12 protein-coding genes are annotated in these 12,944 nt (G+C 73.2%); 8 read left to right on the forward strand and 4 right to left on the reverse strand.

The annotated features are described in order from the left end of the window. Positions 1–119: 119 nt before the first annotated feature. A complete protein-coding gene (locus ACWDYJ_RS34130; protein WP_451569493.1) occupies positions 120–1,268 on the reverse strand; it encodes a glycerate kinase in 1,149 nt (382 codons plus the stop codon). A gap of 143 nt (positions 1,269–1,411) precedes the next feature. Here ACWDYJ_RS34130 and ACWDYJ_RS34135 point away from each other — a divergent pair, with 143 nt between their 5' ends. From ACWDYJ_RS34135 to ACWDYJ_RS34145, 3 genes are all read left to right on the forward strand, one after another. Further along, entirely contained in the window at positions 1,412–3,133 is a 1,722-nt protein-coding gene (locus ACWDYJ_RS34135; protein WP_451569494.1) for a BCCT family transporter, read from the forward strand. A 52-nt stretch (positions 3,134–3,185) separates the two neighbouring features. After that, positions 3,186–3,686, forward strand: a complete 501-nt coding sequence (locus tag ACWDYJ_RS34140; protein WP_451569495.1) for an NUDIX domain-containing protein — start codon at positions 3,186–3,188, stop codon at positions 3,684–3,686. A gap of 73 nt (positions 3,687–3,759) precedes the next feature. Further along, positions 3,760–4,188 (forward strand): hypothetical protein, encoded by a 429-nt coding sequence (locus tag ACWDYJ_RS34145; RefSeq protein WP_451569496.1) that lies wholly within the window; start codon positions 3,760–3,762, stop codon positions 4,186–4,188. Between the two features lie 7 nt (positions 4,189–4,195). On the opposite strand, the gene ACWDYJ_RS34150 is transcribed toward ACWDYJ_RS34145, so the two are convergent. The 3 genes from ACWDYJ_RS34150 to ACWDYJ_RS34160 form a co-directional block, all read right to left on the reverse strand. Then, positions 4,196–4,726 carry a methylated-DNA--[protein]-cysteine S-methyltransferase gene (locus ACWDYJ_RS34150; RefSeq protein ID WP_451569497.1) on the reverse strand — a complete coding sequence of 177 codons (531 nt, stop codon included), beginning with the start codon at positions 4,724–4,726 and terminating at the stop codon, positions 4,196–4,198. 11 nt (positions 4,727–4,737) lie between these two features. Next, positions 4,738–6,222: an AlkA N-terminal domain-containing protein gene (locus tag ACWDYJ_RS34155; RefSeq protein ID WP_451569498.1), complete on the reverse strand. Its 1,485-nt coding sequence runs from the start codon at positions 6,220–6,222 to the stop codon at positions 4,738–4,740. 87 nt (positions 6,223–6,309) lie between these two features. Beyond that, positions 6,310–7,509: a PucR family transcriptional regulator gene (locus ACWDYJ_RS34160; RefSeq protein ID WP_451569499.1), complete on the reverse strand. Its 1,200-nt coding sequence runs from the start codon at positions 7,507–7,509 to the stop codon at positions 6,310–6,312. Positions 7,510–7,709: 200 nt separating this feature from the next. Here ACWDYJ_RS34160 and ACWDYJ_RS34165 point away from each other — a divergent pair, with 200 nt between their 5' ends. From ACWDYJ_RS34165 to ACWDYJ_RS34185, 5 genes are all read left to right on the forward strand, one after another. Beyond that, on the forward strand, positions 7,710–8,498 hold the full coding sequence (locus ACWDYJ_RS34165) for an ABC transporter ATP-binding protein (protein WP_451569500.1): 789 nt from the start codon (positions 7,710–7,712) through the stop codon (positions 8,496–8,498). A gap of 68 nt (positions 8,499–8,566) precedes the next feature. Then, on the forward strand, positions 8,567–9,358 hold the full coding sequence (locus ACWDYJ_RS34170; protein ID WP_451569503.1) for an ABC transporter ATP-binding protein: 792 nt from the start codon (positions 8,567–8,569) through the stop codon (positions 9,356–9,358). Next, entirely contained in the window at positions 9,355–10,245 is an 891-nt protein-coding gene (locus tag ACWDYJ_RS34175) for a branched-chain amino acid ABC transporter permease (RefSeq protein ID WP_451569501.1), read from the forward strand. Before ACWDYJ_RS34170 ends, ACWDYJ_RS34175 begins: the two co-directional genes overlap by 4 nt. A gap of 194 nt (positions 10,246–10,439) precedes the next feature. Then, positions 10,440–11,498, forward strand: a complete 1,059-nt coding sequence (locus ACWDYJ_RS34180) for a branched-chain amino acid ABC transporter permease (RefSeq protein WP_451569504.1) — start codon at positions 10,440–10,442, stop codon at positions 11,496–11,498. Beyond that, positions 11,495–12,775 carry an ABC transporter substrate-binding protein gene (locus tag ACWDYJ_RS34185; RefSeq protein WP_451569502.1) on the forward strand — a complete coding sequence of 427 codons (1,281 nt, stop codon included), beginning with the start codon at positions 11,495–11,497 and terminating at the stop codon, positions 12,773–12,775. The genes ACWDYJ_RS34180 and ACWDYJ_RS34185 overlap by 4 nt, the downstream gene beginning before the upstream one ends. The last annotated feature ends 169 nt before the right edge of the window (positions 12,776–12,944 follow it).

Below are 12,944 nucleotides of genomic sequence, written 5' to 3' on the forward strand. Positions count from 1 at the left end.
CGTTCGGGAAGTGGATTTTCCTCACCAGGTCGATGGAGCGCGCGTCGAAGGCGGGGATACCTTTGATCTCGGGAGGCAGTACGTAGGGGCATCGGCGGCCGTACGGGCGTAACGGGTGGTCAGAGCACGTCGGCGGCGATGTTGGCCGCGACCCGCTCCAGCAGGGGACCGGCGTTCGCGATGCACTTCGCGGTGTCCGGCTCGATCTCGGTGAGCGGGTACGCCCGGCGGATCCCGGCGGCCCGCAGGGCCTCCTCGGTCAGCAGCAGTCGGCCGCAGACCGCGACGACCTCCTTGCCCGCGGCGCGCGCCGCGGCCGCGACACCGGCCGGGGCCTTGCCGTGCAGGGTCTGCTCGTCGAGCGAACCCTCACCGGTGATGACCAGCGTGGCCCGCTCCAGCGCCGGGGCGAAGCCCAGCACCTCCAGCATGAGCTCGATGCCGGGACGGAACGTCGCGCCGAGCAGCAGCGCCCCGTAGCCGATACCACCGGCGCCGCCCGCTCCCGGCAGCAGCGCGCACTCGGCGGCCTTCGGGCCGATCGCCTTCTCCAGGACCACGGCGAAGTGCGCCAGCGCGGCGTCGAGCGTCGCCACGTCCTCGGGAGAGGCACCCTTCTGCGGGCCGTAGACCGCGGGCGCGCCCTTCGGGCCGGTCAGCGGGTTGTCCACGTCGCTGGCCAGGACGAAGTCGACCTCCGCGAAGCGGGGGTCGATCCCGGACAGGTCCGCCGACGCCAGAGCGGCCAGCGCGCCGCCGCCCGGACCGACCGGTTCGCCGTTCGCGTCCAGGAACACCGCGCCGAGCGCGGCCAGCATGCCCGCGCCGCCGTCGGTGGTGGCACTGCCGCCGACACCGAAGACGATCGAGCGGGCTCCGGCGTCCAGCGCGGCCTTCAGCAGCTCGCCGGAGCCGTACGTGGTCGCCGTCAGCGGGGCGAAGGCGCCCGCGGGCAGCAGCTGGAGCCCGGAGGCTTCCGCCATCTCGACCACCGCGGTGCCCTCGCGCAGCGCGAAGGCCGCCGTGACCTGGTCGCCGAGCGGTCCGGTGACCCGTACCTCCCGGCGTTCGAAACCGGCCGCCACGGCGGCCGCGACCGTGCCGTCGCCGCCGTCCGCCACGGGGAGGGTCTCGATCTCCACGCCCGGTACGGCCTTGCGAAGCCCGGCCGAAACCCGCTCCGCGACCTGAACGGCCGTGAGCGAGCCCTTGAATTTGTCCGCGGCGATGAGCACGCGCGCGGCCTCAGTTACTGCTCCGTCCGTCACCTTGCTAATCCCTTGCTATCGAACAGTGCAGTCGCGCCGCCATGAGCCTATCCGGAGGATCCTCCTATGCCCATGGGTGGCCTGGGCCACACCCGGCGCGCCATCCGCTTAAAGGGGGACATAGGCCTGCATAGTGTGGCCGCATGAGCACGGATTCACTGGAACAGCCACGTCCGGATAGTCCAGGTGGGGGCCCCGACCGCCCCGCGGACGGCGCTCCCGATCACGCCGTCGTCGCGATCGGCGTGATGGCCGTGCTCGCCGTCGTCGCCTGGGCGGCCCTCGGCGGCAAGTCCTTCGACACCGCGTCCAGCGCCGCCCTCGCCTGGGTGCTGAACAACTTCGCCTGGCTGTTCGTGATCGCCGCCGACATCTTCCTCGTCATGTGCGTCGTGCTCGCGATCAGCCGCTTCGGCCGGATCCGGCTCGGCGCGGACGATTCGGAGCCCGAGTTCACGAACCTCTCGTGGATCGCGATGATGTTCAGCGCGGGCATGGGCATCGGCCTGATGTTCTACGGGGTGGGGGAGCCGCTGACCCACTACCTGACCCCGCCCCCCGCCTCCGGGGCCGCCCCCCGTACGGGCGATTCCGCGCTCGCGGCCATGGAGTACTCCTTCTTCCACTGGACCCTCACCCCCTGGGCGATCTACGGCATCGCCGGCCTCGCGCTCGCCTACGCGACCTTCCGCAAGAGGCGCGGCAATCAGCTCAGCTCCGCCTTCGTCCCGCTGATCGGCGAGGCGGGGGCGGGCGGATGGCCCGGCAAGGCCATCGACCTGCTCGCCGTCTTCGCGACCGTCTTCGGCACCGCCACCAGCCTCGGTCTCGGTGCGCTCCAGGTGGCCAAGGGCCTCAACCTCACCGCCGGGGTCGAGGACACCATCAGGGTGGAACTGATCATCATCGCCGCCCTTTCGGCGGCCTTCGTGCTCTCCGCCTTCTCGGGCCTGCACAAGGGGGTGAAGTGGCTGAGCACGATCAACGTCGTGCTCGCCGCCTTCCTGATGCTGGTCGTCTTCGTACTCGGCCCGACCGTCTACATGCTGGACGTGATCCCCTCCAGCGTCGGCGGATACCTGCACCAGCTGCTGCCGATGGCCAGCCGCACCGGCGCCTTCACCGACCGTGCGTGGCTGGGAGCGTGGACGATCTTCTACTGGGCGTGGTGGCTCTCCTGGGCGCCCTTCGTCGGCACCTTCATCGCCCGCATCTCGCACGGCCGCACCATCCGCGAGTTCCTCGTGGGTGTCCTGCTCGTGCCCAGCGGGGCCACCGTCATCTGGTTCTGCGTGATGGGCGGCACCGCCATCCGGCTCGACTCCACCGGCGCCGTCGACTTCGCGGCCAAGCTCAAGGACGGGACGGAGGCCTCGCTCTTCGCGATGCTCGATGCGCTTCCACTGGGCACTGTCACGTCGTACGTTGCAATGGTTCTGGTGATGACGTACTTCGTCACCAGCGCCGACTCCGCCTCCCTGGTCATGGGCTCGCTCACCAGCCGCGGCTCCCTGCACCCGCCCACCTGGCTCGTTGTCACGTGGGGCGTGCTGATGGCCGCCGTCGCCGCCGTCCTGCTCGTCGCCGGCGGCCTGAAATCCCTCCAGACCGCGACCATCCTGGTCGCCCTGCCCTTCGTGATCGTCATGCTCCTGCTGTGCTGGGCGCTCGTGAAGGAACTGCGCGAGGACCCCGGCGCCGGCCCCGCCCGCCATCACCCGCTGCACGGTGTCCGGGACGCGGTCAGGGCCATGGTCGGTGAGGCCATGACCGAACAGGGCCCGGCCAGCCACCCGCGCCTGCGGCGCCTCGCCGAATCCAAGGGGCGCGACCGCGAGGACGGCGGCGGCACCCCGGAGGGGTGAGCGGACGGGGTCGCCCGCCACGGCATCCGGGGCGGCTGGGTAGGGTTGCGGCGTGACGACCACCGATGACTACGCCACCTACATCGCGAGCCTGCCCCGGGTGCTGGCCGGCGCGGCGGCCCTGTACCGGGACGCCGCGGGCCGGGTCCTGCTCGTCGAGCCCAACTACCGCGAGGGCTGGGCCCTGCCGGGCGGCACCATCGAGTCGGACCAGGACGAGTCCCCGCGCACGGCCGCCCGCCGCGAGAGCGCCGAGGAGATCGGCATCGACGTCCCGCTCGGCCGGCTCCTCGCCGTCGACTGGACCCTCGGGCCGGATCGTCCGCCGCTGGTCGCCTACCTCTACGACGGCGGCGTACTCGACGCCGGGCAACTCGCCGCCATCCGGCTCCAGGAGGAGGAACTGCTCTCCTGGCGGCTCGTCGAGCCCGCCGAACTCACCGCCTACCTCCCCGGATCGCTCGGCCTGCGCACCCAAGAGGCCTGCCGCGTCCTGGAGTCGGGCGAGGGCACCGTGGAACTGGAGAACGGCCGGCGCCCGGCGACCGCGTAGATCCGACAGGCGTGGTGGATCCGCAGGCGCAGGGGTTACACAGCGCATACTCCGACCAGGACAGAATCAGCAGATGATCACGATGTACGCCTGGCCCAGTACGGCCGACGGCCCCGACGCCCTCCCCATGGTCCACTTCACCACCGACGAGCAGGCGGGCGGCGAAGTCACCCCCGAGGGCACGCCGGTCTGGCTGTTCGACACCGCGATACGCGAGGGCGGCTGGGCCCCGTTCCCCGACTTCGAGGGCTGGTCCGTGCCCGCCGAGGGCTGGCAGGCCTTCTACCGCCGCGAGGACGACCTCCTCGCCGTCACCGGCCCCGGCTCCTGCGAAGGCTGGTACCAGGGCAGACTCGGCGCCGACGGCGACTGGGTGGCGGCCGCCTCCGCTCAGCAGAGCCTGGTGCTGCTCGCCGCCCCCGTCCAGCACCCCTCCCTCTTCGCCTACGCGGTCGAGGCCGGCGCCGGCTTCGCGCTCCTGGTCCCGCTGGTCGTGATCTGACCCGCCGCTACAGGGCGTGGCGCCCCGCAGACTCGAACTCCAGCAGCCGCACCTTGCGCTCGATCCCGCCGCCGTAGCCCGTCATCCCGCCCGAGGCGCCGATGACGCGGTGGCACGGCACGATGATGCCCACCGGGTTCTTCCCGTTGGCCAGGCCCACCGCCCGCGACGCGCTCGGCTTGCCGAGCTTCGCCGCGAGCTGCCCGTACGACCACGTCTGCCCGTACGGGATGCGCACGAGCTGCCCCCAGACGCTGCGCTGGAAGTCCGTGCCCTCCAGCCGGACCGGCACGGTGAACTCGGTCAGCTCCCCGCGGAAGTACGCGCCGAGCTGCCGCACCACTTCGGGGAACGGCTCCTCGGAGGCCGCGACCCGCTCGCCGAAGGACTCCTCGGCCGGCCGGTGCCGCTGCCCGGTCATGTAGAGACCGCTGAGGACCCCGTCCGTGGATACGAGCGTGAGCGGACCGTACGGGCTGTCGACGACGGTGTGCTGCCTGATCGTGGCGGCGGTGTCCATCGTGTTCGTCGTGGTCATCGTCGAGCTCCTCATACGGGCAGGTGGTTGATGGGGTGGGCGTCGGTGGCCCACAGGTACTGCACGGCGTACGCCCGCCAGGGCCGCCAGAGCGCCGCCCGCGCCGTCAGGGCGGCCGGTGTGGACGGCAGCCCCAGGCCCTGGGCGGCCCGCCGGACCCCCAGATCGGACGGCAGGAACGCGTCCGGGTCGCCCAGCGCCCGCATCGCGATGATCTCGGTGGTCCACGGCCCGAAACCGGGCAGGGCCCCGAGCCGCGCGCGGGCCGCCTCCCAGTCGCTGTCGATGCCCAGCGGCAGCGAGCCGTCCGCCAGCGCCGCGACCAGGGTGGTGAGCGTCGTGCGCCGGCTGCGCGGCATCGCCAGCGCCTCCGGGTCCAGGGCGGCCAGCGCCTCCGGGGAGGGGAAGAGGTGCGTCAGCCCGCCCTGTGGATCCCGCACGGGCTCCCCGTACGCCGCCGCCAGCCGGGCCGCGTGCGTCCGGGCCGCCGCGGTGGACACCTGCTGGCCGAGGACCGCGCGTACGGCGAACTCCGCCGCGTCGACCGTACGGGGAACCCTGCGCCCGGGAGCCTTGTCCACGAGCGGGGCCAGCAGCGGGTCGGTGCGCAGCTGCCCGTCGACGGCCTCGGGGTCGGCGTCCAGATCGAGCATCCACCGGCAGCGGCTGATGGCGATGGTCAGGTCCCGCAGGTCGGTCAGGGCGAGCCGACAGCCGATGTGGTCGGGCCCGGGGGTGAGCGCCACCACCCCGGTGCCGTACGGGAGCCGCAGCGTGCGGCGGTAGGCGCCGTCACGCCACTCCTCGACCCCGGGCACGGCGGTCGCGGCAAGGTGCCCGAAGAGGTTGTCGGGGTTCAGCGGGGCCCGGTAGGGCAGCCGCAGGCTGATCGTGCCCGGGATCCTGGGCTGGGCGTCCTTGCGTCCGCCGGCCCTGTCCGCCCGCACCCGCAGCTCGCTCGGGGAGAGCGCGAAGACCTCGCGGACGGTGTCGTTGAAGGTACGGATCGAGGAGAACCCGGCGGCGAAGGCGACATCGGCCATCGGCAGCTCGGAGGTCTCGATCAGCAGCCGGGCGGTCTGCGCCCGCTGCGCGCGGGCGAGGGCGAGCGGTCCGGCGCCGAGCTCGGCGTTGAGCTGCCGCTCCACCTGGCGGGTCGAGTAGCCGAGCCGGACGGCGAGACCGGGCACTCCCTCGCGGTCGACCACCCCGTCCTGGATCAGCCGCACGGCCCGCGCGACGGCGTCCGCGCGCGCGTTCCACTCGGGGGAGCCGGGGCTGGTGTCGGGTCGGCAGCGCTTGCACGCCCGGTACCCGGCCTGCTGGCAGGCGGCGGCGCTGGGCAGGAAGCTCATGTTCTGGACCTTGGGCGGCACGGCCGGGCAACTGGGCCGGCAGTAGATCCCCGTGGTGCGGACGGCGGTGAAGAACCAGCCGTCGAAGCGGGCGTCCTTCGACCGCACGGCCCTGACGCAGCGGTCGGTGTCGGTGTACATGGCTCCAGCATCCTGGCAGGCGCCGGCTCGGGCTGGCGGTTTTCCGACATCAAGGCTATCGCCCGCCGACCCCGGGCAGCCCCGCTCTCAGGCCGGCCCCCACACCCCCGACAGACGGTGGGCCTCCACCGCCAGGGTCAGCGCGATCAGGTCGCGCGGGCGGGACAAGGACCGGGACGTCATGGTTTCCAGGCGGCGCAGCCGGTTGAAGACCGTGTTGCGGTGGCAGTACAGCCGGGTCGCGGCCCGCCCGGCGGAGCCCTCGGCGGCGAGCCAGGCGTCCAGCGTCTCCAGCAGCATCGCCCGGTCCGCCGGGTCCAGCTCCAGCAGCGGCCCCAGCACCGCCTGGACCAGTTCACCCGCCAGCTCGGGCTGGCTCACGACCAAGGCTGTCGGCAGCCGCTCCGACAACCGCACCAGGGACCGCTCCTCCGGCCCGCACGTGGCCAGCGCCGTCACCGCGAGGCGCCGCGCCCGCCCCAGCTCCGCCAGGCCGTCCACCACCGGACTGATCCCGCCCGGCCCGGGGCAGCGGTCGGCCAGCTCCGCCGCCAGCTCGTCCAGCGTGCACGTCCCGAGGGCCACCACCGCCAGCTCCTGGTCCGCCCGCATCCGCCAGAACAGCCGCATCCCGCCCACCGCCGCCACCCGGTGCACCGAGTCCCGCCGGTCCACCGGCAGCACGACCACCGCGTACCGCCCCTGTTCCGGCAGGTCCAGGCCCGCCGCGGCCCGCGCCGCCAGGCCCTGCGCCGCGTCCCCCTCCAGCAGCGCGTCCAGCAGCGCCTGCACCCGCTCGTCGCTGCGCCGTCGCATCTCGCGCTCGCCCGCCCGGTAGGCCTCCGCCGTCACGGCGGCCTGCTGCTCGATCCCGGCCCACATCGCGCCCGCCGTCCGGGCCAGCACCGGCAGCGCGTCCGGGTCCTCCTCGGTGACGATGTCCAGCAGCGCGTCCCACGTCAGGCGCCCCGCCCGCCGGTACGCGTACAGCAACAGGTCCAGCGGCAGCCCCTGTTCGGCCCGCCGGCGCCCCAGTTCCTCCGCGTACGCCAGGTCCTTGCGCGTGTCCGAGCGGCGCGCGGCGAACGCCTCGATGCCGTACCGCATCGCCTCGCTGACCTGCTGCCAGTGCTCGTCCCGCGGCACCGCCAGATCGAACAGCGGCGAATGCTTCGCCAGATCGACGATCAGCTGCTCCGTCAGCGCCGGCACGCGTTCCAGCAGCACCTCGGCCGCCGTCAGCAGCACCGACCACTCCGCTTCCGTGCGCGCCCTGCGTCCGCCCATGGCCCCAGAGGATGTCAGCGCCGGGCCGCCCGCGTAAGGGGCCCGGTCGGCAGGTCTGTGCCGTTGCACAACCGCACCCCGCCCCCGGCTGGTCATCGGCAGCGATTCCGCTGCGCGCCGTGGACCGCGCACCCCGCCCGGTGCTGGTCTGTGCGCCAGCACAAAGCCAGACAGTGGGAGGGCAAGCAGTGGGAGGGGATGTGGCCTCGCTCGAGGTACGCGCGCTGTCCGTGGGCTACGGCCCGGTACGGGCACTGCGCGCCGTTTCGCTCGACGTACCGGCCGGCGCCGTGGTCGTCGTACTCGGGGGCAACGGCGCCGGAAAGACGACCCTCCTGCGGGCGGTGTCCCGCACGCTCGCCTTCCACCGGGGCGCCGCCACGGAGGGCGGCATCAGCTTCGACGGCCGACCGCTGGACGGGCTCTCCCCGGCCCGGGCGGTCGCCGCCGGAGTGGTGCAAGTCCCCGAAGGGCGACAGGTGTTCGCCCGCATGACCGTCGCGGACAACCTGCGGGCCGGCGCGCTGGGCGCCCGGTCGGGCTCCCGCGCCGACATCACCCGCTCGCTGGCCCGCGTCCACGAGCTGTTCCCCGTCCTGGCCCGCCGGGCCCGGCAGCGGGCGGGCCTGCTCTCCGGCGGCGAACAGCAGATGCTGGCGCTGGGCCGGGCCCTGATGGCCCGCCCCCGGCTGCTCCTGCTGGACGAGCCCTCGCTCGGGCTGGCACCGAAGATGGCCGCGACCATCGCCGCGACCATCACCGAGATCAACGCCACGGGCACCTCCGTGCTGCTGGTGGAGCAGAACGCCGCCCTCGCGCTGCGCCTCGCCTCGTACGCGTACGTCCTGGAGGTCGGCGAGGTCACCCTGTCGGGCCCGGCCGCGGAGCTCGCGGCCTCGGACGAGGTACGCCGCCGCTATCTCGGCATCACCGACGCGGACGCTCCGGCTCCGCCCCCGGCCCGCATCCTGCGCAGGTGGTCGGCTTGATCCCGCCCGCAGCTTCGGATCCGGCCGGCACCCCCCGCCCGCCGGTCCGCCCGGTCCCGCCCGCCGCGATGCGGGCGACCGGTGGCCCGCCACCCCTCACCGTCACCGACGTCACCGTCCGGTTCGCCGGCCTCACCGCCCTCGACGCCGTCTCCTTCACCGTCGAGCCGGGCAGCGTGCACGCCGTCATCGGACCCAACGGCGCCGGCAAGTCCACCTGCTTCAACGTGCTCTCCGGCGTTTACCGGGCCGCCGCCGGCAGCGTCCGCTTCGGCGACGCGGAACTCACCGGCCTCGCCCCGCACGCCGTCGCAGCCCTCGGCGTCGCCCGTACCTTCCAGAACCTGGCGCTGCCCCCGCGCACCACGGTCGCCGACAGCCTGCTGCTCGGCCGCCACCGGCTCATGCGGTCCGGCTTCCTCGCCACCGGACTGCGGCTGCCGTCCGCCGTCCGCGAGGACCGCCGGCACCGCGAACGGGTCCGCGAGATCGCCGCCTTCGTCGGCCTGGAGGCCGACCTGGCCGCCCCCGCGGGCTCCCTGCCGTACGGCAAACAGAAACTCGTGGAGCTCGCCCGTGCCCTGTGCATGGAACCGCGGCTGCTCCTCCTGGACGAACCCGTCGCCGGTATGACCGCGGACGAACGACAGCGCACGGCCGCCGTCATCGCGGGCGTTCGAGACGGCCTCGGCATCTCGATCGTGCTGGTCGAACACGACATGGGGGTGGTGATGCGGCTCGCGGACGCGGTGACCGTACTCGACTTCGGCAGACGGATCGGCGGCGGAACCCCCGCCCAGGTGCAGAGCGACCCCGCGGTCGTGCGCGCCTATCTCGGCGAGGAGGACCCGGCCGCGTGACCACCTTCCTGGAACTCCTGCTCGGCGGACTGTCCATGGGCTCCGTCTACGCGCTGATCGCCCTCGGCTTCGTGGTCATCTTCAAGGCCACCGAGGTCGTCAACTTCGCCCACGCCTCGCTCCTCCTGGCGGGCGGGTACGTCACCGCCGTCCTGCACGACGACATCGGCTTCTGGCCCGCCCTGGCGGTGGGCATCGCGACCGCCGCCGCCGTGGGCGCCGGAGTCGAGTTCCTGGTGATGCGGCGCTACCGCGGCCAGGACCACAGCGTGCTGGCCATCGTCACCATCGGCGTGGACATCCTGATCACCACCGACCTCACCCGCCGCATCGGTACGGACGTCCTCGCGCTCGGCGACCCGTGGGGCAACGCCGTGGTCCACCTCGGCCCGGTCATCGTGCCGCAGACCCGGATCGCGGCCCTGATCGCCGCCGGCCTCCTGATCACGGCGTTCCTCCTCACCTTCCGGTACACCGCGTGGGGCGTGGCGATGCGGGCCGCCGCCGAGAAGCCGGAAACGGCCGCGCTGATGGGCGTACGGCTGGGCCGGGTCTCGCTGGCCGCCTGGGCGGTCGCCGGATCCCTGGCCGCCGTGGCGGCGCTCTTCCTGACCGTCTTCCCCACCCCCGGCCTGGAACGGGCCACCTCGCTCGCCGCCCTCAAGGCCTTCCCCGCGGCCATCCTCGGCGGCCTGGACTCCACCACCGGCGCCCTCGCGGGCGGCCTGATCGTCGGCGTCACCGAAGCGATGGCCACCGGCTACCAGAGCCAGCTGACCTTCCTCGGCCGCGGCATCGGGGACCTCGCCCCCTACCTGGTCATGGTCGTGGTGCTGCTCCTGCGCCCGGCGGGCCTGTTCGGCACGAAGGAGCTGGCCCGTGTCTGACGTTTCCCCTGCGGGGTGCCCAGCCGGAACACCCGGCCCCGGTCCCTCCGGCGTGAAGGAGCGCATCCGTGTCGCAGCATGAGACCGCCGCGCCCGACGCGGGATCCGGCCCCGACGACGGCGCGCCGGCCGTCGGCCGCCCCCGCCGACCGGGCACCCGCCGACCGGGCCCCGGCCGCTCGGGCCCCCGCCGCTTGGGCCCGCGCCACGCCCTCTGGACCGCCGGGTGCGCGGTACTGCTCGCGCTGCCCTTCTACCTCGACCGGTTCTGGCTCCAGGCCGGACTGTTCGCCATCGCCGCCGGGATCGGGGCCATCGGGCTCAACCTGCTCACCGGGGCCACCGGCCAGCTCTCCATGGGCCACGCCTTCTTCCTCGCCGTCGGGGCGTACGGCTACTGCGCCCTCGCCGGCGACGGCGGTCGCTCCGGCAGCCACGAGTTCGTCGGCCTCGGCCTGCCCAGCTGGCTCGCGGCCGTCCTCGCCGTCGCCCTCGCGGGAGCGGCCGGCGGCCTCTTCAGCCCCATCGCCGGGCGGCTGCGCGGCGCGTACCTCGGCATCGCCACCCTCGCGCTGATCTTCATCGGCCAGCACGTCCTGTTCAACGCCACCTCCCTGACCGGCGGCTTCAACGGCCGCCCCGTCGAGCCCCTCTCCCTCTTCGGCTTCGCCTTCGACGACACCGAGACCGTCATCGCCGCCGTCCCCTTTCAGTCCGCCGAGAAGCTCTGGTACGTGGCCCTCGCCGCGCTCCTGGCCTCTGCCCTCTTCGCCCGCGGCGTCCTGCGGGGTCGCCCCGGCCGCGCCCTGAACGCCATCCGCGACCACAACATCGCCGCGGGCGTCATGGGCGTCCCCGTCGCCCGCTACCGCTCCGCCGTCTTCGTCCTGTCCTCGATGTACGCGGGCCTCGCCGGCGTGCTGCTCGCCCTCGTCTTCCAGCGCACCGTGCCCGACTACTTCGGCATGGTCCTGTCCCTCGAATACCTCGCCATGATCGTGATCGGAGGCCTCGGCACGGTCGGGGGCGCCGTCGTCGGGGCCCTCTTCGTCTCCCTGCTGCCCCAGCTCCTCACCCGCTGGAGCGACGCCCTCCCGCTGGTCTCCGCGCCGGGCACCGGCGGGGTCTCCCCCGGGGAGGCCTCCCGCTACCTCTACGGCGCGGCCGTCGTCGCGGTCGTCCTGTTCCTGCCGGGCGGTCTCGCCCGGATCCGTTCCTCCCTGTCCGCACGTCCCCCGAAGGAGCCAGCGTGAAGAGACCCGGTACCCACCAGCGAGCGCGATTCTGTACGGCGGCCCTCGCGGCGGCGCTCGTCCTGACCGGCGCCGCCGGCTGTAGCGGCAAGGCGGGCGGCGGCAGCGAGGACAAGCAGGCCGAGGGCGGTGTCAAGACCGGCAAGGGGGTCACCGCCACGGCGATCCAGCTCGGCGCCCTCACCGACATGACGGGCGTCTACGCCTCGCTCGGCAAGAGCGTCACCCAGGCCCAGCAGCTGTGGGTGAAGCAGACGAACGCCTCCGGAGGCATCTGCGGCCGGCAGATCGAGCTGACGGTCCGCGACCACGGCTACGACCCGCAGAAGGCGCTGGCCGCCTACACCGAGCTGGAGCCGAAGGTGCTGGGCTTCGCCCAGTTCATCGGCTCCCCGTTCGTCGCCGCGGTCAAGGACCGCATCGACGGCCAGGACAAGGGCCTGGTCGTCCCGCAGGCCTGGTCCGCGTCGCTGCTGGGCAGCCCGTCGATCCGCACGATCGGGGCGACGTACGACATCGAGACGGTCAACGCGATCGGCTACCTCCTCGACCAGAAGCGCATCGCCTCCGGCGACAGGATCGGGCACGTGTACTTCGAAGGCGACTACGGCGAGAACGCCCTCGCCGGCGCCGAGCACGCGGCGAAGGAGGCCGGGCTGACCGTCGTCGAGCAGAAGATCAAGCCCACCGACAACGACATGTCCGCGCAGGTCGCGGCCCTCAAGCAGGCCGGGGTCAAGGCCGTCGTGATCAGCGCCGGTCCCAAGCAGGCGGCCTCGCTGGTCGGGGTCGCCGCGGCCGGCGGCTGGAACGTCCCCGTGGTCGGCAACAACTCCGCCTTCGCACCCCAGCTCCTCGCCACCCCGGCGGGCGCGGCCCTGCAGAAGGACTACTACGTCGCCTCGTCCACTCTGCCGATCGGCTCCACCGAGCCCGGCCCGGCGGCCCTCTCCGCGGCCTACAAGGCGGAGTACCCGGGCGCGGGCCTCGACAACGGCGTGGTGGCCGGATTCACGGCCGCCTCGGTCTACGGGGAGGCGCTGAAGAAGGCCTGTACGGAGAAGGACCTCACCCGCGAAGGGATCGGCAAGGCCCTGCTGAGCCTGAAGTCCTACGACAGCGGCTTCGGGATCACGCACGACTTCTCCGACCCCAAGGCCCCCTCCACCCGCCAAAGCGTGATCATGAAACCGGACGAGTCCGTCCCGGGCGGCCTGAAGGTCGTCAAGGAAGCCGCGACGGCCGAGGCGGCCAAGACTTTCACCCCGACCGCCTGACCACTCCAGCCCGGTCGGCGTTTGAGGCCACCCCTCAGCCCGGCCGGCGCCTGAGGCCACCCCCAGCCCCGCCGGCGTTTGAGGCGCGGGGTCCGGGGCGGGGCCCCGGGCGGTGGGTAGATTACACGTATGAAAACCACGCACCTAACATGAAAACTCCTATTCAGTG

This window comes from Streptomyces sp. NPDC003042 (assembly GCF_053591315.1).

Coding starts and splice junctions, on each gene's coding strand:
- ACWDYJ_RS34150 (WP_451569497.1), bottom strand. CDS start 4,726: ATGACCACGACGAACACGATGGACACCGCCGCCACGATCAGGCAGCAC.
- ACWDYJ_RS34145 (WP_451569496.1), top strand. CDS start 3,760: ATGATCACGATGTACGCCTGGCCCAGTACGGCCGACGGCCCCGACGCC.
- ACWDYJ_RS34160 (WP_451569499.1), bottom strand. CDS start 7,509: ATGGGCGGACGCAGGGCGCGCACGGAAGCGGAGTGGTCGGTGCTGCTG.
- ACWDYJ_RS34155 (WP_451569498.1), bottom strand. CDS start 6,222: ATGTACACCGACACCGACCGCTGCGTCAGGGCCGTGCGGTCGAAGGAC.
- ACWDYJ_RS34170 (WP_451569503.1), top strand. CDS start 8,567: ATGCGGGCGACCGGTGGCCCGCCACCCCTCACCGTCACCGACGTCACC.
- ACWDYJ_RS34135 (WP_451569494.1), top strand. CDS start 1,412: ATGAGCACGGATTCACTGGAACAGCCACGTCCGGATAGTCCAGGTGGG.